We start from the raw sequence: 20,565 nt of genomic DNA, 5'->3' as shown, positions 1-20,565 counted from the left end.
TACCCAAGATGAGCTCCGCGCCTTTCGAGTAATCGAAGCGCGCGGAGCGGGGTATGATCATCTTATTATTTATTTAAAGAGCGTTATTATGGAGGGCATAAGTATGTTTAAGGTTGTCGGAGTCGTAGGCGCTGGCACGATGGGACAGAGCATCGCCGAGATGCTTGCCGCTAAAGGCCTGGACGTCCATTTGGTGGAGAAAACACCGGAGAAGCTTCAGCAAGCGAAAGAGATGATCGAGCAAAGCCTCGACCGTCAGATGGAGCGTTGGGCGATTACCGGCGCGGAGAAGAAGTTAACGTTAAACCGGCTACATATGGAGACATCCTTGCAGCATTTATCTGATTGCGAATTGGTGATCGAGACCATCAGCGAGGATTTAGATAGCAAGAAGGACGTATTTCAACAGTTGGACCGTATCGTTCCGCAAGATACCGTTCTGGCCAGCAACACCTCGACGCTCAGCTTGACGGAGCTTGCGGGAGCGAGTCAGTTCCCGGAACGCGTAATCGGAATGCATTTCGTCTATCCGGCCGTGCGGATCGACGTGGTTGAGATCATCAGAGGCTTGCAGACGTCCGATTCGACATTCGACAAGACGAAACGCTTCACCGAAGAAGTATTGAACAAGAGCGGCGTAATGGTATACGAATCGCCCGGGTTCGTGACGACGAGGCTGATCTGCTTGCTCATTAACGAAGCTCTCCACTTGTTGGAGGAAGGAGTGGCTTCTCCGGAGGACATCGATTCGGCGATGAGCATCGGATACCAATTTCAGCACGGGCCGCTGGAGATGGCGGACAGATTCGGACTCGATTCCGTTCTAGCGGCGCTTGACCGGATGTTCCGCGAATACGGAGAGCTGAAATACCGTCCGTCGTTCCTGCTCAAGAAAAAGGTTCGAGCGGGTCATCTGGGCATTAAGAGCGGAGTCGGTTTCTTCAAGTACGGCAAGGATGGTGAGCGTATCTCATGAATATACTCGTTATTAACGCGGGAAGCTCTTCGCTCAAATATCAGCTTTACAATATGAAAACCGAAGACGTGCTGGCCAAGGGACGGGTGGAGCGGATCGGAATGGACTCCTCCATTCTGACCCACGAGGTAGAGAATCAACCGGAGGTTCGCGAGGTAAGCGAAATACTCGACCATACGACCGCGATCAAGAAGGTATTGGATATGCTTACCCATCGTAAGTTCGGGGTGCTACGCAACATTCAAGATATACAAGCGGTTGGCCATCGCGTCGTTCACGGGGGCGAGTCTTTCAGCGAATCGGTATTGGTCGACCAGAACGTTAAGCTGGAAATCCGCAAGCTGTTCGATCTGGCTCCCTTGCACAATCCGGCTCATATGATGGGCATCGTCGCGGTAGAAGCGAATCTGCCGAACGTACCGCAAGCGGTCGTGTTCGATACGGCATTTCACCAGTCGATGCCTCCAAGCTCTTACCTGTATGCAATTCCGACCGTTCTGTATCGCAAGCATCAAATCCGACGTTACGGATTTCACGGCACATCGCACGATTACGTGAGCAAGCGGGCCGCGGAGTTTCTTGGCCGACCGCTTGAAAAGCTCAAGCTTATCAGCTGCCATATCGGAAACGGAGCGAGTTGCGCAGCGATCCTTCACGGCAAATCATACGATACAAGCATGGGAATGACTCCGTTGGAAGGTCTCATGATGGGTACCCGTAGCGGGGATCTGGATCCCGCGGTCGTCCCGTTCGCGATCAATAAAGAGGATTTGACGTTGAACGAAGTCAATTCCATGCTCAACAAGCATAGCGGCCTGCTCGCGATATCCGGAATCAGCAGCGATATGCGGGAAGTCGTGGAAGCGATGAACGACGGGAACGACAAGGCAAAGCTAGCCTTCGAGATGTACGCGTACCGGATTCGGAAATATATCGGTTCTTACGTCGCGGCCATGGATGGCGTGGATGCGATCTTGTTTACCGCGGGGGTCGGCGAGAATTCCGCACCGTTGCGGGAAGCGGTTTGCAGGGGGTTGACGTTCTTCGGAGTCCATCTGGATGCGGATAGAAACGCGGTTCGTTCATCCGAAACGCGCCGGATTACGACGGATGATTCCGGAGTGAGCGTACTGGTCGTTCCTACGAACGAAGAACTGCTCATCGCTAGGGATACTTATAGGCTAGTCAAAGATAAAACGGCTGTGGAGTCGCGTTTCTAAATAGGAGGTCGGAATAAGATGAGCAAAGTGGATTTAGCAACGATCGGGCAATTCGTCGGACAGGAGGTTACGTTCGGCGGTTGGCTTACGCGTAAGCGCTCTAGCGGTAAAATACAGTTTCTGCAAATTCGGGACGGGTTGGGATTCATTCAAGGAGTTCTAGTAAAAGCGGAAACAGAGGAGTCCGTGTGGGAGAAAGCGGGACAGCTGACGCAGGAAAGCTCGTTCTACGTGACGGGAACCGTCCGGGAAGACCCGCGCAGCCCATCCGGATTCGAGCTGTCCGTAACGGGGATCGAGATCATCCAGGTGGCCAAGGATTATCCGATTACACCAAAGGAGCATGGCGTCGATTTCCTGATGGATCATCGCCACCTATGGCTGCGCGCTCCGCGCCAACGCGCGATTCTCCGCATTCGGGCGGAAATCATTTCGGCGATTCAAGGATTTTTCGACGAACGGAATTTTACTCTTGTCGATCCGCCGGTACTCACTCCGTCGTCCTGCGAAGGAACGACGAATCTATTCCATACCAAATATTTCGAGGAAGACGCCTACTTGACCCAGAGCGGTCAGCTGTATATGGAAGCGGCCGCGATGGCGCTCGGCAAAGTATATTCTTTCGGACCGACGTTTCGCGCGGAGAAATCCAAAACCCGCCGCCATCTGATCGAGTTCTGGATGATCGAGCCGGAGATGGCGTTCGTCGATCATGAAGAGAACTTAAACGTGCAAGAGCAGTTTATCGCCCATATCGTAAGCCGGGTGTTAGGAAATTGCAAGGCGGAGCTTGCGGTTCTGGAGAGGGACATTTCGGCCCTTGAACGCGTATTGCCGCCATTTCCGCGCATTACGTACGATGAAGCGCTCGATTTGCTGAAGGAGATCGGAATGGAGTTGCCATGGGGCGAGGACTTCGGGGCGCCGCATGAGACCGCGATCGCCGAGAAATTCGATCGGCCGGTGTTCATAACCCATTATCCTGCAAGCTTCAAGGCGTTCTATATGAAGCCGGATCCTAATCGTCCGGAAGTCGTGTTATGCGCGGACATGATCGCTCCCGAAGGTTACGGCGAGATCATCGGAGGCTCGCAAAGAATCGACGATCCCGAGCTGCTAGAGCAACGTTTCGCCGAGCACGAGCTATCCGAAGAAGCTTATGGCTGGTATATGGATCTTCGAAGATACGGCACCGTACCCCATTCCGGTTTCGGGTTAGGTTTGGAAAGGGCGGTCGCTTGGATATGCGGATTAGATCACGTTCGGGAAACGATCGCTTTCCCGCGCACATTATACCGGCTGTATCCGTAATAGACGGTTCGTTAGTCGAGAGGAAAGAGAGTAGGTGGGTTCCAGCATGAATGACCGCAATTCGCTTGCGAGGGGAATGGCAGAGGCCTATATGGACGGCGCAGTCAGCATCCCTTATGCAATGCTTCGCACTTATCGGGCGCTTAAGCTTAACGACACGGAAGGCATGCTTCTGCTTCACCTCATCGCTTTCCGTCAGCTAGAGCAGAACGAGTTCCCGATGATCGAGCAGCTTCAAGAGAGATTAGGATGCTCGCCGGCGCTCGTCGGGCAAACGCTGCAGAAGCTGATGAAGCTCGGATTCGTCACGATCGACGAAATATTCGATCCGCAGTCGGGCGTGCAATCGGAACGATATAATTTATCCGGTTTTTTTCAGAAGATCGGCGTGCTGCTTGCCTCCGGAGAGGTTCCGCTCCGGGGAGTCGCCGAGGACGAGCAGGGTAACCGCGAACACGCGGAGCCGACTCGTTCTGCCGCTCAGGTTCTCCAGGCATCCGGCCCTCATAATTTATTCGTCCTGTTCGAACAAGAATTCGGACGCCCGCTCACTCCGATGGAATACGAAACGATTAACGGCTGGTTGGATCAGGATAGGTATGCAGAAGAGCTTATCCGGTTCGCGCTGAAGGAATCCGTGTTCGCGGGCAAGCTGCATTTCAGATATATCGATAGAATACTGCTGGAATGGAGTCGCAACCGCGTCACGAACGTCGAAGAGGCGCGCTTGCACGCCCAGAAATTCCGCGCCGGCAGGTAAACGCGGGAGATTGATCATCAAAAAAATCCAATCTATGTTGCCGTCGTAGCGACGGTGAACGATAGATTGGATTTTTTTATTTTTTACTTTTAAGCAATTCCCATCGATACACGTATTCGAATAAAAACTCGAAAGCTTCCAAATGCCGCTTGGCTTCGAACGCGTCGCGTCCCCAAGCGTAGATTCCGTGGTTACGAAGGAGAATGCCGGGAATTCGGTCCGCTATGCGCTCCGCAATCTCGGGTACGATACGCGGAACGTCCGCGAAGTTGGACAGGATCGGGATATCGATGGCCGCGTCTTGGTCCCATATGTTCAATCCTTTGATAAGCTCCACGCCTTGGACCGGTACAGCCCGGCGTTCCCAAAACCATTCCGATACCAAACTATTATAGACGGAGTGGATATGGAAAATCGCGCCGCAGCCGGTTAATCGGTAGATTTCGTTGTGAATGACCGTTTCCGCCGACGGCTTAAGGGTCGTGCTTTCGCAAGGATTGCCGTTCTGGTCGACGAACAAGAAATCCTCCGGCGTCGTCTTGGATTTGTCCTTGCCGCTTGCCGTGACGGCAAAGTAAAACCTCTCCGGGGAGTAGGGCCCGATTCTCATCGAGAGATTGCCGCTCGTGCCCGGGAAGAAACCGCGAGCCGCGAAATCCGCCTTGACCGCGGAAAGCTCTCCGAGCACTTGTTGCTTCTGCTCGGTTGTTATATTAGCAAAACTCATGAATCCGCGCCTCCTTGGTCCAGTCGTTTAATAATGTCGTGGAAAGTCTCGAAAGGAATATGGGGAAGACCGAGCTCTTGGCATTTGACCGTCAGATGCGAGCGGGAGAAGACTAAGTCGACGAGCTTCGCGCCGGCAAAATCGGTAACGCTGTCCCCGATCAAAATACGATAAAACCGGTCGGAAGGAAATCTTCGGATTACCGCGGTTTTGCACATGCCGCAACCGCCGTTATCGCATTCCGAATCGCAAGCGTGCGGCCACACGATCTCAATTCGTTCCCCGCTGAAGTCGCTGCCGTTGCAGTAAATATGATCTGCAGGTATTCCGAACGGCTCGAGTAAAGGGTAGACGAAGAAGTCTATTCCGCCGCTCGTCACGTAGAAAGGCACGTCGTTCTTCTTACACCACTCCAGTAGCTCGGCAAATCCGTCCCGAATGCCCGCGGAATTAAGGATGTAAGAAGTGACCTCTTCTTTCATCGACGAGGGTAGAAGCGAGAACATCTCGCCGACGCCTTGCCGGATGGACTTCGTTTCGTTCAGGATTTGTTGGACGATGTTCTCCCAACCAGGCGGGTTGAAATGCTTCATAACGGCGACGATATTATCGCTTAGCGTAATCGTGCCGTCGAAGTCGCAGAACAGAACGGGCGGTCGCGGGAATCTGGTTGTCGTGTTACTCAAGATGTGCGGACCCCCCAGCGTTGAATGGCGATGCTTAGTTCTTCGTGTTTCTGTGCATAGGCTTCGAGCGTAGATCCGCTATTGACGGCATCAACCGCTTGCCGGAAAGCTCGTCCGCCCGCCGCGGATCCGCCGGGGTGACCATGGACGCCGCCTCCGGCATTAACGACGACTTCCGGACCGAAGTCCCCCATGATTAACGGGACGAGACCGGGATGAATGCCCGCGGACGGGACGGGAAAAGCCGGTTTCTGCGGCAGAGTCGGGTCGAGCAGGGCTTCCATAACGGCTAGATTCTCCGCTTTGGGCATGACTACGGAACCGTAAGGGGAAGGGAACAAGGAAAGATCCGCTCCCGCGATCCTCATCAACTTGCCTAACAATAACGATGCCGAAATGCCATGGTGGAGGGAAGGGTAGAGCGCTCCAGCCAACGCTGGATGCGCGGCGATAGGAACGTTGATGTCCGGATCGGCGGCAAGCTCTGCCAACGCGTCGAATCCATAGGCGAGTACGTTGAACAATAGTCCGTTCGCCCCCGCGGCGATCGCGCGCTTCGCGTTCGCCTTCAACTGGAAGGTCGATCCCGTTAGATTAGTGAAATAGAGCAGCTTCTGTCCGGTTGTCCGCTCCGCTTCGCGGGCGGCGCTCATGCAGGCTTCGACGCGTTGCTCCAACGGAGTCAGCGGATTCTCGAATAGGATTTCATCGTCCTTGATCAGATCTACGCCGCCTAGAGCCTGCTGCAGGAACTGCTCGCGAAGGTTGCCTAAATCGTGCCCGATGACGGATTTGAAAATACTCATCACGAGAGGGCGATCATGCACTCCCAATAGGTCGCGAACGCCTTGAACGCCAAACTTCGGCCCGGGGAAGGCGCTTAGGAAATCAGCCGACGGTTCGATATCGGTCAGCTTGATTTTTCCGTCCATAGATAGCTTGCCGAACGCGGTAACGAGGAAAGCCGGGATATCCCGGCTGAAGTTAACGTCCGGGTAAGCGATCGTGATGTCCGCATAGCGTTCCCCTGGCGCCGCATCTAGCGGATCATGGATAGAGACCGAGACGACCTTGCCTAGATGCTTCTGCATTTGTTCTTTGGCGGCTTCCGGCAACTCCGTCCAACTGCCAACGGTCAGGCCGACGGCGATACCTTCGGCTTTCTTGTGAAAATCGGCTTTATCGTCGTAGAGACGGTATGTGGCTTTACTATAGGATGGTTGCATTCGGACATAACCTTCTTTCTGTAATCCGGTATATTCTTCAGTCTAGGCCGGCTTCCTTGCGAATCGCTTCGCCCATCTCTCGCGCTCTTTCCGCGCAGCGCGCAATGGCTTCGTTCACGCCTTCTTGAAAAGAGAATTGATCCAGCTTCTCGATTGCGGCTTGCGTGGAGCCGTTAGGTGAGGTAACCTTGCGCCGCAGCTCTCCCGGATCCTCGCCGGTCGAATTAACCATCTCGGCGGCGCCGCGAACGGTTTGAACCGTCAGCCGTTTAGCTGCTTCCGGGGATAGACCGAGCTTGATTCCGGCATCGATCATCGCTTCCATCAAGTAATAGACATAAGCGGGACCGCTCCCCGATACGCCGGTTACGGCTTCGATAAGCGGTTCGTCTACGACGGTCGATATGCCGATCGCGTCGAATATCGCGTGAGCGAGTTCGCGCTGTCCCGGCGTCACCGAATCGGAGAAGCTGATTCCCGTCGCTCCCAGACGAATCGTACTCGACGTATTCGGCATCGCGCGAACGACCGGTTGCTGCTCGCGTCCGATCAAATGCCGAATCGTCGAGATCGATAAACCCGCGATAACCGAGATAACGAGCTGCTCGGGACGCAGAAGGGGGCGAAGAGTCCGGATGGCTTCGGAGGCATCCTTCGGCTTCATCCCTAGTACGATGACGTCGGCTGCGGACAAAGCTTCGTCTTTCAATGCCGAGGTCGTGACGGGAACGATCCCGTATTGCTTTTCCAAGTGAAGCAGTCTGTCCGCATTCTGACGGTTCATGACGGATATGTTCTTCGGTCGGGTCAGCTTGGCCTCTACGAGCCCGCGCAATATGGCTTCCGCCATGGAGCCGGCACCGTAGAAGCAAAGCGTAGCGTCCGAGATTAATGAAGGTGTGGACTGGATCATCGTTAGCACGCTCCTAGGTTCTGATTTGACCGGTGCCGACGACCCGGTATTTCGTGGAAGTGAGGGCAGGCAGCCCCATCGGTCCGCGCGCGTGCAGCTTCTGCGTGCTAATGCCGATCTCCGCGCCGAAGCCGAATTCGAATCCGTCGGTGAAGCGGGTGGAGGCATTATGGTAAACCGCCGCCGCGTCGACCTCCTGCATGAACCGGTCCGCGTTGGCCGCGTCTTCCGTAACGATGCACTCGGAGTGCTTCGTTCCGAAGCGTTGGATGTGGCCAAGAGCCTCTTCCAAATCGTTTACCACTTTAACGTTAAGAATGTAGTCGCTATATTCCGTCGCGTAATCCGCGTCGCTCGCCGGTTTCGCCCATGATACGAGATCGCGGGTAACGTCGCAGCCTCTTAGCTCGACATGGACCTCGCGGAATTTCTCCGCGAGGCTAACCAGATGCGCGCGCGCGAATGCTTGATGGACGATTAAAGTTTCCATGGAATTGCAGACGGATGGGCGTTGTGCTTTCGCGTTTACCGAGATGGATTCCGCCATCGCGTACTCGCCGCTGGCGTCGATGTACGTATGGCATACTCCCTCGCCCGTTTCGATGACGGGAACCGTCGCGTTCTTAACGACGTTCTGGATAAGCGAAGCGCCGCCTCTCGGGATGATGACGTCCAGTAAGCCGTTCAGCTTGAGCATTTCATCGACGGAGCCGCGATCGGAATCCTCGATTAGCTGCAAGGCGTCCGCCGGAACGGACGATCGGGACAACGCTTCGCGCATGACCGCGATGATGGCGCGATTGGAGGCAAGGGCGGCGGAACCGCCGCGAAGCACGACCGAATTGCCGGATTTCAAGCACAGCGTCGCGGCATCCACCGTTACGTTGGGACGAGCTTCGTATATAATGCCGATGACGCCTAGCGGCACGCTGCGTTTCTCGATGAACAAGCCGTTCGGCCGATGATACGTATCCAATAGTTCGCCTACAGGATCGGGCAACTCGACGATGAGCCTGACTGCGTCGGAGATGTCTTTTAATCTCGCTGGGGTCAGCTTTAACCGATCCAATAGGGAAGGGGACGTGCCGGATTCCTTGCCTCTGGCAAGATCCTCTTCGTTGGCGGCGAGAATTCGCGCCTCCTGGTCAAGCAAAGCATCCGCTACGAGAATCAATGCTTCGTTTTTCTGCGCGGTGGTTAATCGGTTCAGAACGTTGGCGGCATCTTTGGCCGCTGTGGCTTTAAGGATAACTTCACTCATATGAACTTGCCTCCTTAACGATAGTCGATGAAACCCATTGATCCCGGTGGATGACTTCCACGCGGACGACGTCGACGCGTTTCAAGGCTTCCTCGCTGGATAATCCGGCTATGGCTTTGATCTGCCACGCGGAGTAGTGGGTGACGCCGCGACCGAGAATCCGACCGTCGCCGTTCATCACCTCGACCACGTCGCCGGGGTGGAAGTCGCCCTCGGCCGCTACGATGCCTGCCGGCAACAAGCTGCGGCCTTTGCGGAGCATGGCCTCTTCTGCCCCGGAATCCACGATGATCCTTCCTTGAGGAACCGAGAGAAACCCGACCCAATGCTTCTTCGCGGACAACGAGTGCAGGGAAGAGGCGAAATAAGTGCCCTTACCGTTACCGGCTACCGCCGATTGCAAGTCTCCTTCGACTGATACCTGTCCGACGAACAAGGGGACGCCGCCTTGCATGGCGATGCGTGCCGCTTCGATCTTGGAGCGCATCCCGCCCGTTCCGACGGATGAGCCGGCACCGCCTGCGATGCGGTACAACTCGTCGGAGAGAACCTCGACGCGCTCGATCCGAACGGCATCCGGCACCTTGCGCGGATCGCCGGTATATACGCCGTCCATGTCGGTCAGAATGTACAAGCCGTCGGCTTTGACCAGATTAGCGACCAAGGCGGAGAGGGAATCGTTCTCCCCGAACTTGATCTCGTCGACCGCGACCGTATCGTTCTCGTTAATGATGGGGACCGCGTGTTGCTTCAATAATTCTTCGATTGTCCGCGTGGCGTTCTGAGCCCGGCTTCTGTTGCTGAAGTCCGGTCGGGTCAACAGAATTTGCGCGGCGGTAATTCCGCTGGCAATGAAAGCTTCTTGATACGCTTCCATCAACAAGGCTTGCCCGACCGCCGCGGCAGCTTGCTTCTCGTGCACGAGCTTGGGTCTGGAAGAATAACCGAGCCGACGGAATCCCGCCGCGATCGCACCGGAGGTGACGAGAAGGACTTGGTATCCTTTCGCATGCAACGATGCGATTTCGTCCGCGAAGAATCGCACTTGTTGCCGATTCAATCCGCCTTCCGCCGAGGTCAGTGAGCTGCTTCCGATTTTGACAACGATACGTTTGCCCATGAGTTCAACTCCTTATCGAGACGCAAGCTTTAAGGGGGATACGGAAACCTTAACGATTCCGAATAAACAAAAAAACTTCCGCCCTGTGCAAAGGACGAAAGTCTAGCTTCCGTGGTACCACCTTCATTGACGGCGCCTGTAAACAGAGGCTCCGTCCTCTCATGATCCTGATAACAGCAGGTACTGTCCGGCTCTTCGCCGTCCGCTCGGGGATGGGGGAGGCGGGGGACAAGGTAAATTCTCTCAGCCTGGAAATTTACTCTCTGGTCATGTCCGGATCCGCTTCGTTTCCCGTCAATGCGTTCATATGGCAGCGCCGAAATCCGATCGTCGCTCAATTAAATTAAGAATAACACGGTATATAAGGGTTGTAAAGGAACGAACGACAGTGTGAAGCAGGCTTAGAATAGCCCTAAACGACCAATTCTTGCCGCAACTTCGCGGAGCCGATCCTCCGTCGTCAACAGGCCGAGGCGCACGTATCCTTCCCCGTTCGTGCCGAACCCGGACCCCGGAGCGACGACGACGTCCGCTTGTTCAAGCAGCAAGTCGGCGAAGGACATCGACGTGTGACCTGCGGGTACGGGAAGCCAACAGAAGAACGAGCCTGCCGGCTTAGGCGCATTCCATCCTATTTCCGCAAGCGCCCCGTACAGCGCGTTTCTTCTGCTTTCATAGATAGCAACGAGATCATGCACGGATTGCTGGGACCCGGTTAGAGCTTCGGCCGCGGCTTCTTGAATGCCTCCGAACAAGCTGCAGTACATATGATCTTGGATGAGGTTGATCATCTCGATGATTTCCGGATTTCCCAGCGCGAATCCAACGCGCCAGCCGGCCATATTGTAGGTTTTGGATAACGTGTAGAATTCGATGCCGACTTCCTTGGCACCCGGCGTTTCCAGGAAGCTGATCGGACGGTTGCCGTCGAAGCCGATGGCTCCATATGCGAAGTCGCTTGCTACCACGATTCCGTTCTTCTTGGCGAAGTCGACGGTCTGACTATAGAAGCTCGCGTTCGCTACGGCGGACGTCGGATTATTCGGGTAATTAAGAAACATGAGCTTGGCGCGATCGAGTTCATTCTCCGATATCGCTTCGTAATCCGGCAGGAAGCCGTTGCTTTCCTTCAGCGGCATGAAAGCCATCTCTGCGCCGGCAAGGGCGACGCCCGACCAATAATCGGGATATCCGGGATCGGGCACTAGGCAAACGTCTCCCGGATTCAACAGGCATTGGCTGATTTCGATTAATCCGGATTTACCGCCGAACAGAACGGCGATCTCCTTCTCTGGATCAAGCTCGACGCCGTAATCTTCTTTATAACGCAAGGCAACGGCTTCTTTTAAGAAGAGAAATCCGCGGAAAGGCGGATATTTGTGGTATTTCGGATTGGATGCCGCGTCCTTTAGACGACTGACGATCGAGTCCGGGGTCGGCAAATCGGGATTGCCTTGCCCAAGGTTAATGACGTCGCGGCCGGTTGCGGCGCGCGCGTTCGCTTTGGCGACCAATGCCGCGAAAAATTGCTCGGGCAACGTTTGGAGCCGTTTGGCGGGAGTAATGTTAAAGGACATGCGAAATGTTCACGCTCCGTCATACGTAGGATAGGATGAATGTAGCATAACGGAACAATCTCGGCAACGGATGAGGGAGATGAAAAGCCGAAAATCGGGGTAATTGGGTCGGAATTGTGAATGGCAATACGGTGTTGCCGCCACACGTCCGATGAAGTACGATGGGTAGCATATAATCAAGTGAAGTTTAGGAGTGAATGGCCATGTCAACCCCATTGCGGATCGCGCTCGTGCAGATGAACATCGTCGCGGGAAACCCGGATGCCAATTTCGCGAAGATGGAAGCGAGATTGAAGGAGGCCGCCGCGTCGTCGCCGAAACCGGATTTGATCGTGTTGCCGGAAATGTGGAATACGGGATACGCGTTAACGGAAATACAGGTTTTAGCCGATCCGGATGGTCGGAGAACGAAGGAAGTCATCTCCGATTTTTGCCGCAAACACGGCATCTCCGTGCTTGCGGGTTCTATCGCGCAGCTAAGAGCAGAGGGCGTGACGAATACCGTGCACGTCTTCGACAGAACCGGCGCCGAGGTGTCCGAATATAGCAAAATTCATCTCTTTCAGCTCATGAACGAGCATTTGCATTTGGAATCGGGCGATAAGCTTGGTACGTTCGACTTGGAAGGAATTCCGGCAGCGGTTATGATCTGCTACGATATTCGTTTCCCCGAGCTAGCCCGCAAGCTCGCGCTCGATGGCGCCCAAATATTGTTCGTTCCCGCGGAATGGCCGCATCCGCGCCTTCATCATTGGAGAACGCTGCTGCAAGCGAGAGCGATCGAGAATCAAATGTACGTCGTCTCTTGCAATACGGTCGGAGACAGCGGCGGGTCGAGCTTCTTCGGCCATTCAATGGTTATCGACCCATGGGGCGAAGTGCTTGCGGAAGCCGAAGAAGAAGAGACGATACTCGTCGCGGAAATCGATCTGGGCTTAGTGAACGAAGTAAGGGGTCGCATTCCCGTATTCGCGGATCGCAGGCCGAAGATCTACGAATAAAACAACGGGGCTTATTTGCTAATGGGGATAATGGTCTCGCGGAAGGTGGAAATAAACGCTTCGGCAGCGTTCGATAGATAACGTCCCTTGCGATAAGCGATCACGAGCGTTCTAGTCGGATGTCCTTCCAGCGTTAAGTAAACCGGAGCTCGTCCGTGCCATTCCGCCTGCGTCATCATTTTCGGAACGAACGCGATACCCATGCCCGCCGCGACCAGCGACTGCACCGTATTGATATTTCCGCTCTCGAATACGACGCGGGGTTCGAAGCCTGCCGCTTGGCATAAGTTATGCGCGATCGCCCGGAAGCCTTGTCCTTTCTTAAGGAGAACGAACGGCTCGTCCTTCAATTCGGCGATGGCCACTACGGAGGTTCGCCCGGCGATCGCATAGGGGTGGTCCGGCGGAACGGCAAGGCAGATTTCTTCTTCGATCAGAGGTTGGTAAGCTAGGGTAGGCTCAACCAACGGCAACGTCAACAAGCTGACATCGGTACCTCCGCTAGCGGTGAGCTGTTCCAACCTATGGGTGGACTCCTCTATTAATACGACCTCTATGTCGGGGTATGCTTCGCGAAAGACGGGTAATACGTAAGGCAACACGTGAGCGCCCGTCATCGGCAAGCTTCCGACGACCAACCGCCCTTTACGCATGTCCGCGATATCTTCCATCTCCCTGCGTAGCTGATCGGTCATGTCGATGATCTGCTGAGCCTTATCGACGAAGACGGAGCCCGCGTAGGTTAGCTCTACGGAATTCGTGCTCCTTTTGAATAGAAGAACGCCTAATTCCTTCTCCAGCTTGGAGAGCTGCTGGCTGAGGGAAGGCTGGGCGATATGCAGTTTCTCCGCCGCCCGGGAGAAATTCCTATCCGTTGCGATCTGAATCGTATATAACAGTTGGCGAAATTCCATGGGATCGTCGAGCCTCCGCTTCATAGTCTGGAACTATTAACCTTATAGATATTATATCTTGGAACAATGAAAGAATAAATGCTAAGATAAAATCAATCAAAAGTAGACCTATTGGGGTGAACAGTCAGATGAGTAAACAAACCATGTTCGAGAAAATTTGGAACAACCACGTCATCGTCGCTGGAGAAGAAAAGCCTAGCATTCTTTACATCGACCTGCACTTGGTGCACGAGGTTACGTCCCCGCAAGCGTTCGAAGGGCTTCGCCTATCCGGCCGCAAAGTCAGACGTCCCGACCTTACGTTCGCAACGATGGACCACAACGTACCTACGAAAGACCGCTTTAATATTTCCGATCCGATCTCTAAGCAACAAGTTGACACGTTAACGGAAAATTGCCGCGAGTTCGGCGTGAAGCTCTACGATTTGAATACGATCGACCAGGGCGTCGTTCACGTCATGGGACCCGAGCTGGGCTTGACTCACCCGGGCAAAACGATCGTTTGCGGAGACAGCCATACTTCTACGCACGGCGCGTTCGGAGCGCTTGCTTTCGGAATCGGAACGAGCGAAGTCGAGCACGTTCTGGCCACGCAATGCCTTCAACAGTCGAAAGCGAAGACGATGGTCATTCGTTTCAACGGCAAACGCAAGCCGGGCATCACGGCCAAGGATATGATTCTCGGTCTGATCGCGCAATACGGCACGGATTTCGGAACTGGTTACGTTATGGAATATACGGGCGAAGCGATTCGTTCATTGACGATGGAAGAGCGCATGACCGTCTGCAACATGTCCATAGAAGCCGGCGCCCGCGCGGGGTTAATCGCTCCCGACGAGACGACGTTCGAATACTTGCGCGGTCGCGAATACGCTCCGCAAGGCGCGGCGTACGATGCGGCCGTAGAAGAGTGGAAAGCTCTCTGCACGGACGATGGCGCTGAATTCGACCTTACTTTGGATTTCGACGTAGACTCGTTGATCCCTCAAGTAACCTGGGGTACCAGCCCCGGCATGGGAACGGGCATCACTTCCTCCGTTCCGGTACCCGAGAACCTTCCGACGGAGAACGAGCGCAAAGCAGCGGCTAACGCGCTGGAATACATGGATCTGAAACCGGGCACGCCGATGACTGACATCGAGATCGATTACGTCTTTATCGGCTCTTGCACGAACGGTCGCATCGAGGATCTGAGAGCGGCGGCATCCGTAGCTCGCGGCCACAAAGTCAGCTCCAGGGTAACGGCGATCGTCGTTCCGGGCTCCGGACGGGTTAAGATCCAAGCGGAGAAGGAAGGCTTGGACAAAGTGTTTACCGAAGCCGGTTTCGAATGGCGCGATGCCGGTTGCAGCATGTGCTTGGCGATGAACCCCGACGTGCTTAAGCCGGGCCAACGCTGCGCGTCGACGTCCAACCGTAACTTCGAAGGCCGTCAAGGACGCGGCGGACGCACGCATCTCGTGTCCCCGGAGATGGCTGCGGCTGCTGCCGTTCAAGGCCGTTTCGTCGACGTACGTACGTGGGATTTCAAATCCGAAGTAAAAGCGTAAAGGAGAGTTTACCAACATGGAACCATTCGTTCAATTAAATGGACTTGTCGCCCCGGTCGACCGGGTTAACGTAGATACGGACGCTATTATTCCTAAGCAATTCCTGAAAAGAATCGAGAGAAGCGGGTTCGGCCAATTTTTGTTCTTCGAGTGGAGATGGGATGAGCAAGGAAACGTCATACCCGAGTTCAATCTGAACAAGCCGCGTTACCAAGGCGCTTCCGTGTTGCTGTCCCGCGCCAACTTCGGTTGCGGATCGTCTCGCGAGCATGCTCCTTGGGCGATCATGGACTACGGTTTCCGTTGCATCATCGCGCCTTCGTTCGCGGATATTTTCTACAACAACTGCTTCAAGAACGGTATTCTGCCGATCAAGCTGAGCGAAGAGCAAGTAGACGATTTGTTCGACCGCACGAATGCGCAGGAAGGTTACACTTTGAACATCGATCTCGAGAACAAGGTGATCACCGACGGCAAGGAACTCAGAATTCCGTTCGAATTGGACGAGCATCGCCGGCAATTCCTGCTGCAAGGTCTGGATGACATCGGTCTGACGCTTCAGCATGAATCCGCGATTACGGCTTATGAAGCGCAACGCGCAGCGTCAGCCAACGCCTAAATCGCAGGGGATATTTGGAAGCGAATAGACCGAGATCGCATGACGTTCGAAGTACAAATAAGACCTTTTGTCCCCGATTCGGCAATTTCCGGGACAAAGGGTCTTTTTTTCCTCATTTACGCAACTTTTCTTCCTATTAGACGTTTAATGGTTAGTAGACAAGCCGCTAGCATCTTACATATTTCGGCAAGGTCCGCAAAATCTTTATTTACATCGAGGTGAAGCATGAAGAAGTGGTTGTCCTTGTTGTTCGTCGTCTCTAGCATGCTATTCCTGAGTGCGGGCATCGTACACGCCGCCAAGACCGAACCACTGGTTCCGAAGCTGGTTCTGGACGGAGTACCTTTACAACCTCAAGAACCGCCTACGGTCGTAGGGCAATCGGTTATGATTCCCGTTCGGATCGCGGTCGAGAACATGGGCTACAAGGTGGATTACGACAATAAGAAGAAACAAGTAACGGTGTCCAACGGTTCCAAGAATCTGGTTATGGTCATCGATCAGCAAACCGCCTATTTCGATAACGTTCCCATGAAGATGGATGTCCCGCCAACATTAATCTCTAACGATAAGGCCTCATATACGTTCATACCTTTGCGATTTCTAAGCCAGTCTTACGGCTTAAACGTCATTTGGGATAACAAGAGCAAATCCGCGTTTTTATATTCGCCCGAAGAGCCTAAGCCCGGCAACGAAACGGAAACGCCGGACGGCGACGGCGGACTGATCGGTATCGTCGATCCCGACGAGGAAGACGGTAGCGTGCCCGGCGATGGAACGATCGTTGATCCTCCGGCGACCGGAACGCCGGACACTTCCGTGCCGCCAGTCATCAACGGTAATCTCTACGAGGTTTATTACGATATGGATTTAACTTCCGTCGTGCTGAAGTACGATGGTACCATCGCTCCTACTGTACTTAAACTCGATAATCCGAAACGAATCGTAGTTGATCTGCCGAATGCGCAATTCATGAGCGATTTTCTTCCGTTGGTCGATTTTACGCAGGTTAAGGAAGGGAAAATGGTCGTCTCGGATCACCCGGCTTTAACCTCGATCAGGTATTCCCTATTCGGAGAAGCGACGAAAGCTCCTCGTATCGTGCTTGATCTCAACCAAGCTTGGGATTACGAGTTGGTAAACGATCCTATGATCGGCGAGCTTCGAATCTTCTTGAAGAAGCCGCTTCCCGACAAATCCTTGTTCACGGTCGTTCTGGACGCGGGACATGGGGGAAGCGATCCGGGCGCGATCAGCATTACCAAGCGGCCGGAGAAAGATTACAATCTCTCGGTAATCCTGAAGGTTCAAGCCCTGCTCGCCGGCGACGAGCGGCTGAAATTAATTCTTACCCGATCCAACGATTCATTCCCTTCGCTGTCGGATCGTTATACGCTCGCTAATTCTGAGAAAGCCGACCTCTTCGTATCCGTGCATGCCAACAGCTACACGGCGGCTACGAACGGCACGGAAACGTATTACACGCGAGCCGATAGCAAGGAGTTCGCCAACTTGATGCATACGTTGCTCGTTCAGGCGACTGGGCTCAAGGACAACGGCGTTCGTCAGAAGAGCCTTGCGGTAACCAGGGAAACGACGATGCCGGCCATCTTGCTGGAGTCGGGTTACTTATCGAGCAAGATTGACGAACCGCAATTGTGGGCGGAAGACTTCCAGAATCGGGTTGCTCAGGCGATCGCGACGGGAATCAAAATGCAATTGAAAATCAATTGAAATCATGCTTAGAGGATCGGCATTTGCAAGCAGTCGTTTTTCGGCATATTCATAATAGTCATAACCATCCGGCCCTCCAGGGGGCCGGTATATGTGTATAACGGGAGAGGGGACATTTTTTCGATGAAAAAGGGTTATTCGAAGGTCGTTAGCGGCTTACTTGCGGCATCTCTATTAGGTACGGGGGTTTCCTGGACGACTACGTCCGCATCCGCGGCATCGCCGTTCAAGGACGTCAAACAAAACTACTGGGCGGAAAAGCATATCATGAAGCTCGCTCTCCAGGGAATCTTCAAGGGAGGAACGGGCAAAGACGCCGGCAAGTTCTTTCCGGAAGTCAAGCTGTCCCGCCAAGACGCGGTTCTCATCGCACTGAGATTGATGGGAGTCGAGGATGAAGTAGACCATTCAATCGCGCTCGTGTTCCCTAGCAATTTCGTCATGAAAGAAGACTACAAGCCATACATAAAGCTAGCGTTACAGAAAAAAATCATCATGATCGACGAGGAAGTCGCGTTGGCTGCCAAGGAAAAAGACAGCGAATGGGGCAAGAGCTTCGCGACCCGCGAATGGATGACGAAGCTGCTCGTTCGCGCGATCGGCAAAGACGCGGAAGCTAAGCTGGCGGCAACGCAAGCTACAGCTTTCAGCGACGATACCGCCATCGATCCGAAATTGAAAGGTTACGTAAACGTAGCCGTATCCCTCGGAATCATCTCCGGTATTAAGAGCAAGGACGTAACGAAATTCGATCCGCTAGCCCCCGTTACGCGGGAGATGGCTTCAACGTTGTTCAGCCGGGCAGAGTCGGAAATCGAAGCCGTTTATCCCGGACAAGTATCCGGCGTCCTGATGTCTTCATCCGCAACGAAGATTACCCTGTTGAATTCGACAGGCGAAACGAAAGAGTATACTTTATCGCCGACTGCCGCAATTTACGGTTATCAATCGGACACGATTACCCCCTTGGCTAACTTGAAGCAATACGGCGAAGTGACTTTGCTCACGAACAGCGATAGCAGCGTAGGATTCGTAGAGCAAACGAACGAAACGCCGAAGGTGAAGACGATAGATGGCACGCTGATTTCGGTCGTGAAATCCAAGCTTAGATTAACGATGTCGGTTAACGGCGTCGAAGAGGACTACTATTACGATTCCAAAAATATGCCTACGATTACGGATGCTGGCGGACAAGCGCTAACGATCGATAATCTGCCGGTTAACGCGCCTGTTAAGCTGATGGTCGATGCCGTTCGGGCGGAAGGCAAGATCGTGTCGATCGCGGTTAATCAATCCGTTACCAATAAAACGGGCACGGGAACGGTTGTAGCTTGGAATGCCGCTACTCGCGCGCTCCAAGTAAAAGATACGGCTTCCGGCAATTCGGAAAGCTATAGCGTGGCCGCCAATGCAACGATTAAACTGAACGGCGCGAACTTGACGTTCGATCAACTTAAAGTCGGCGACGCGATTACCTACGAGGTCAAGACGGGTACGGTGGCTGGCATCGTCGTTACGAAGACGGAGCAACCGACGGTATCGGGCGTTCTCGAGGCGGTAGTTAAATCGAACAACACCATTCAATATACGGTAAATAATAATTTGGAAGCTAAGCGTTTGGCCGATACTTATACCGTGAAGATCGAGGGTTACTCCGATGTCACGATCGACGATCTCGTGAAAGGCGATGCCGTATCGCTATCGTTGAACGAGAGCGGCAAAGTGTATCTGATTACAGTGACGAATCGATCGGTGAGCACGCTTTACTCCGCGACGGTTATCCAATACGTTGCCAAAGCGAAAACTTTAATCGTTAATGACGGAGCTGCGATCAAGACGTTTTTCATTACTCCGACGACTAGATTCGATTTGAATGGAACGTTGTTGTCATTGGATTCCGCGGCATCGTTCATTTCGACGGAAGGCAAAAAAATCAGTATCGGTTACAGCGGAGACAATGCCGTATATATTTCCGTAATCGCGAGATACAGCGGCAAGGTGCTGGAAATTAATCAGTCCGCCAAAACGATAAAGCTGTCTTTGGATGCATCAAGCAGCGTCACGGTTCCTTACGTCAGCCCGAACGTCGAAATTTACGGTCAAACTATGAAGACGCCGGCGGACGTTAAAATCGGCGATACGGTTACATTGATACTCGGCAATGCCAGCCAAGATCAAGCTACGGCGATTCTGGTTCAGAAGACGTTGCAATTGGAAATCGTCTCCGTGGACGCGGTAGCGAGCAAGCTTGGCGTTAGACGCAGCGACGGTATCGTTGAGGTATGGTCGATTAATTCATCGATGAAACTGCAGGACGAGAACGGAACGACCGCTAACTTGAGCACCTTCACGCCGGGTAATCTCGTTAACGTTTCCTTCCAAGGCAATACCGCGATGAACATCAAATCCGTTTCCGCGACTTACGGCAAAGTATCGTCCGTGAACGTTGCGGCATCGACCGTGGATATCGTGTCCTCGACAGGAGTCGTCTCGACCAAATCGCTTGGAACGAGCCCGAAAATTATCCGGGACAACGCGGTTCAAAGCTCATTGTCCGTTATTCAGCCGGATGATCGCGTCGAAATCCGCAAGGACGAAGCCGATCGCGTTACGATTGAAGTCATTCCCGTTTCCCGCAGGACGGTTTTCCAATTCGAAACGATATCTCAAAGACTTTTCGTAAAAGAAAAGGAAGGGACTTCGAACACTAACGCTTCCTATAACTTGGATCCTAAGATATATATTCACCAAGGAACGAACCTTCTTACCGTCAACGATCTGCACTACGACGACGCTCTGTCCTTGTATGTCCTTAGAGGCAAGATCTTCGAAATTGTAAAGTAAGGTAAATAAAGGCGAAATTACGTATAACAACCTCTCCGTCTTGGGTCTTGGGACGGGGAGGTTGTTTTTTGTCGATCGGGGGCACCTGCCGCCATCTTTTAATAAACTTAAAGCAATGGTAAACTT

The 20,565-nt window shown here is 53.6% G+C and carries 18 protein-coding genes; 10 read left to right on the top strand and 8 right to left on the bottom strand.

Annotated elements, in window-relative coordinates; genetic code table 11:
* The first annotated feature begins 103 nt into the window (after positions 1–103).
* From DFP95_RS13230 to DFP95_RS13215, 4 genes are read left to right on the top strand one after another with little or no spacing between them, the layout of a single operon-like run.
* Positions 104–976: a 3-hydroxyacyl-CoA dehydrogenase family protein gene (locus tag DFP95_RS13230; RefSeq protein WP_115993107.1), complete on the top strand. Its 873-nt coding sequence runs from the start codon at positions 104–106 to the stop codon at positions 974–976.
* Positions 973–2,196, top strand: coding sequence for an acetate kinase (locus tag DFP95_RS13225; protein WP_115993106.1), 1,224 nt, complete (start codon positions 973–975; stop codon positions 2,194–2,196). The genes DFP95_RS13230 and DFP95_RS13225 overlap by 4 nt, the downstream gene beginning before the upstream one ends.
* Before the next feature lie 18 nt (positions 2,197–2,214).
* Positions 2,215–3,507 carry an asparagine--tRNA ligase gene (gene asnS, locus DFP95_RS13220; RefSeq protein WP_115993105.1) on the top strand — a complete coding sequence of 431 codons (1,293 nt, stop codon included), beginning with the start codon at positions 2,215–2,217 and terminating at the stop codon, positions 3,505–3,507.
* Positions 3,508–3,553: 46 nt separating this feature from the next.
* The gene (locus DFP95_RS13215; RefSeq protein ID WP_115993104.1) at positions 3,554–4,267 is read left to right on the top strand and encodes a DnaD domain-containing protein; all 714 of its coding nucleotides are present in this window, start codon (positions 3,554–3,556) and stop codon (positions 4,265–4,267) included.
* Between the two features lie 76 nt (positions 4,268–4,343).
* On the opposite strand, the gene mtnB is transcribed toward DFP95_RS13215, so the two are convergent.
* The 6 genes from mtnB to proB are packed head-to-tail and all read right to left on the bottom strand — an operon-like array spanning position 4,344 to position 10,200.
* Positions 4,344–4,994, bottom strand: coding sequence for a methylthioribulose 1-phosphate dehydratase (mtnB, locus tag DFP95_RS13210; protein WP_115993103.1), 651 nt, complete (start codon positions 4,992–4,994; stop codon positions 4,344–4,346).
* Complete coding sequence (locus tag DFP95_RS13205; protein WP_115993102.1) at positions 4,991–5,680, bottom strand: 2-hydroxy-3-keto-5-methylthiopentenyl-1-phosphate phosphatase; 690 nt, start codon at positions 5,678–5,680, stop codon at positions 4,991–4,993. Before DFP95_RS13205 ends, mtnB begins: the two co-directional genes overlap by 4 nt.
* Positions 5,677–6,906 carry a 2,3-diketo-5-methylthiopentyl-1-phosphate enolase gene (locus DFP95_RS13200; protein WP_115993101.1) on the bottom strand — a complete coding sequence of 410 codons (1,230 nt, stop codon included), beginning with the start codon at positions 6,904–6,906 and terminating at the stop codon, positions 5,677–5,679. The genes DFP95_RS13205 and DFP95_RS13200 overlap by 4 nt, the downstream gene beginning before the upstream one ends.
* Before the next feature lie 37 nt (positions 6,907–6,943).
* Positions 6,944–7,819, bottom strand: a complete 876-nt coding sequence (gene proC, locus DFP95_RS13195; protein ID WP_115993100.1) for a pyrroline-5-carboxylate reductase — start codon at positions 7,817–7,819, stop codon at positions 6,944–6,946.
* A gap of 13 nt (positions 7,820–7,832) precedes the next feature.
* On the bottom strand, positions 7,833–9,080 hold the full coding sequence (locus tag DFP95_RS13190; protein ID WP_115993099.1) for a glutamate-5-semialdehyde dehydrogenase: 1,248 nt from the start codon (positions 9,078–9,080) through the stop codon (positions 7,833–7,835).
* Complete coding sequence (gene proB / locus DFP95_RS13185; RefSeq protein WP_115993098.1) at positions 9,073–10,200, bottom strand: glutamate 5-kinase; 1,128 nt, start codon at positions 10,198–10,200, stop codon at positions 9,073–9,075. Before proB ends, DFP95_RS13190 begins: the two co-directional genes overlap by 8 nt.
* Positions 10,201–10,361: 161 nt before the next feature.
* Between proB and DFP95_RS13180 the strand changes: the two genes are divergently transcribed.
* A complete protein-coding gene (locus DFP95_RS13180; protein WP_115993097.1) occupies positions 10,362–10,547 on the top strand; it encodes a hypothetical protein in 186 nt (61 codons plus the stop codon).
* A gap of 54 nt (positions 10,548–10,601) precedes the next feature.
* Here the strand turns inward: DFP95_RS13180 and DFP95_RS13175 are convergent, their stop codons facing one another.
* Complete coding sequence (locus DFP95_RS13175) at positions 10,602–11,777, bottom strand: pyridoxal phosphate-dependent aminotransferase (RefSeq protein WP_115993096.1); 1,176 nt, start codon at positions 11,775–11,777, stop codon at positions 10,602–10,604.
* Between the two features lie 203 nt (positions 11,778–11,980).
* On the opposite strand from DFP95_RS13175, the gene DFP95_RS13170 reads away from it, so the two are divergent.
* Positions 11,981–12,778 (top strand): carbon-nitrogen family hydrolase, encoded by a 798-nt coding sequence (locus tag DFP95_RS13170; protein WP_115993095.1) that lies wholly within the window; start codon positions 11,981–11,983, stop codon positions 12,776–12,778.
* Positions 12,779–12,789: 11 nt separating this feature from the next.
* On the opposite strand, the gene DFP95_RS13165 is transcribed toward DFP95_RS13170, so the two are convergent.
* Positions 12,790–13,692, bottom strand: coding sequence for a LysR family transcriptional regulator (locus DFP95_RS13165; protein WP_115993094.1), 903 nt, complete (start codon positions 13,690–13,692; stop codon positions 12,790–12,792).
* A gap of 128 nt (positions 13,693–13,820) precedes the next feature.
* On the opposite strand from DFP95_RS13165, the gene leuC reads away from it, so the two are divergent.
* From leuC to DFP95_RS13145, 4 genes are all read left to right on the top strand, one after another.
* Positions 13,821–15,242, top strand: a complete 1,422-nt coding sequence (gene leuC, locus DFP95_RS13160) for a 3-isopropylmalate dehydratase large subunit (protein WP_115993093.1) — start codon at positions 13,821–13,823, stop codon at positions 15,240–15,242.
* Between the two features lie 16 nt (positions 15,243–15,258).
* Positions 15,259–15,861 carry a 3-isopropylmalate dehydratase small subunit gene (gene leuD, locus DFP95_RS13155; protein WP_115993092.1) on the top strand — a complete coding sequence of 201 codons (603 nt, stop codon included), beginning with the start codon at positions 15,259–15,261 and terminating at the stop codon, positions 15,859–15,861.
* 225 nt (positions 15,862–16,086) lie between these two features.
* The gene (locus DFP95_RS13150) at positions 16,087–17,595 is read left to right on the top strand and encodes an N-acetylmuramoyl-L-alanine amidase family protein (protein ID WP_115993091.1); all 1,509 of its coding nucleotides are present in this window, start codon (positions 16,087–16,089) and stop codon (positions 17,593–17,595) included.
* A 123-nt stretch (positions 17,596–17,718) separates the two neighbouring features.
* Entirely contained in the window at positions 17,719–20,439 is a 2,721-nt protein-coding gene (locus tag DFP95_RS13145; protein ID WP_147304161.1) for an S-layer homology domain-containing protein, read from the top strand.
* Positions 20,440–20,565: the final 126 nt, after the last annotated feature.

This window comes from Cohnella lupini (assembly GCF_003386205.1).
Lineage (GTDB): Bacteria > Bacillota > Bacilli > Paenibacillales > Paenibacillaceae > Cohnella > Cohnella lupini.
The sequence above is the reverse complement of the archived record's forward strand: the minus strand, read 5'-3'. Positions and strand labels throughout refer to the sequence as shown.

What these genes read in the sequence shown, in the direction of transcription:
- proC (WP_115993100.1), bottom strand. Translation starts at nt 7,819, where the DNA reads ATGATCCAGTCCACACCTTCATTAATCTCGGACGCTACGCTTTGCTTC.
- DFP95_RS13170 (WP_115993095.1), top strand. Translation starts at nt 11,981, where the DNA reads ATGTCAACCCCATTGCGGATCGCGCTCGTGCAGATGAACATCGTCGCG.
- DFP95_RS13225 (WP_115993106.1), top strand. Translation starts at nt 973, where the DNA reads ATGAATATACTCGTTATTAACGCGGGAAGCTCTTCGCTCAAATATCAG.
- leuD (WP_115993092.1), top strand. Translation starts at nt 15,259, where the DNA reads ATGGAACCATTCGTTCAATTAAATGGACTTGTCGCCCCGGTCGACCGG.
- DFP95_RS13230 (WP_115993107.1), top strand. Translation starts at nt 104, where the DNA reads ATGTTTAAGGTTGTCGGAGTCGTAGGCGCTGGCACGATGGGACAGAGC.
- leuC (WP_115993093.1), top strand. Translation starts at nt 13,821, where the DNA reads ATGAGTAAACAAACCATGTTCGAGAAAATTTGGAACAACCACGTCATC.
- DFP95_RS13175 (WP_115993096.1), bottom strand. Translation starts at nt 11,777, where the DNA reads ATGTCCTTTAACATTACTCCCGCCAAACGGCTCCAAACGTTGCCCGAG.
- DFP95_RS13190 (WP_115993099.1), bottom strand. Translation starts at nt 9,080, where the DNA reads ATGAGTGAAGTTATCCTTAAAGCCACAGCGGCCAAAGATGCCGCCAAC.
- DFP95_RS13180 (WP_115993097.1), top strand. Translation starts at nt 10,362, where the DNA reads ATGATCCTGATAACAGCAGGTACTGTCCGGCTCTTCGCCGTCCGCTCG.
- asnS (WP_115993105.1), top strand. Translation starts at nt 2,215, where the DNA reads ATGAGCAAAGTGGATTTAGCAACGATCGGGCAATTCGTCGGACAGGAG.
- DFP95_RS13200 (WP_115993101.1), bottom strand. Translation starts at nt 6,906, where the DNA reads ATGCAACCATCCTATAGTAAAGCCACATACCGTCTCTACGACGATAAA.
- DFP95_RS13165 (WP_115993094.1), bottom strand. Translation starts at nt 13,692, where the DNA reads ATGGAATTTCGCCAACTGTTATATACGATTCAGATCGCAACGGATAGG.
- DFP95_RS13145 (WP_147304161.1), top strand. Translation starts at nt 17,719, where the DNA reads ATGAAAAAGGGTTATTCGAAGGTCGTTAGCGGCTTACTTGCGGCATCT.
- mtnB (WP_115993103.1), bottom strand. Translation starts at nt 4,994, where the DNA reads ATGAGTTTTGCTAATATAACAACCGAGCAGAAGCAACAAGTGCTCGGA.
- DFP95_RS13215 (WP_115993104.1), top strand. Translation starts at nt 3,554, where the DNA reads ATGAATGACCGCAATTCGCTTGCGAGGGGAATGGCAGAGGCCTATATG.
- proB (WP_115993098.1), bottom strand. Translation starts at nt 10,200, where the DNA reads ATGGGCAAACGTATCGTTGTCAAAATCGGAAGCAGCTCACTGACCTCG.
- DFP95_RS13150 (WP_115993091.1), top strand. Translation starts at nt 16,087, where the DNA reads ATGAAGAAGTGGTTGTCCTTGTTGTTCGTCGTCTCTAGCATGCTATTC.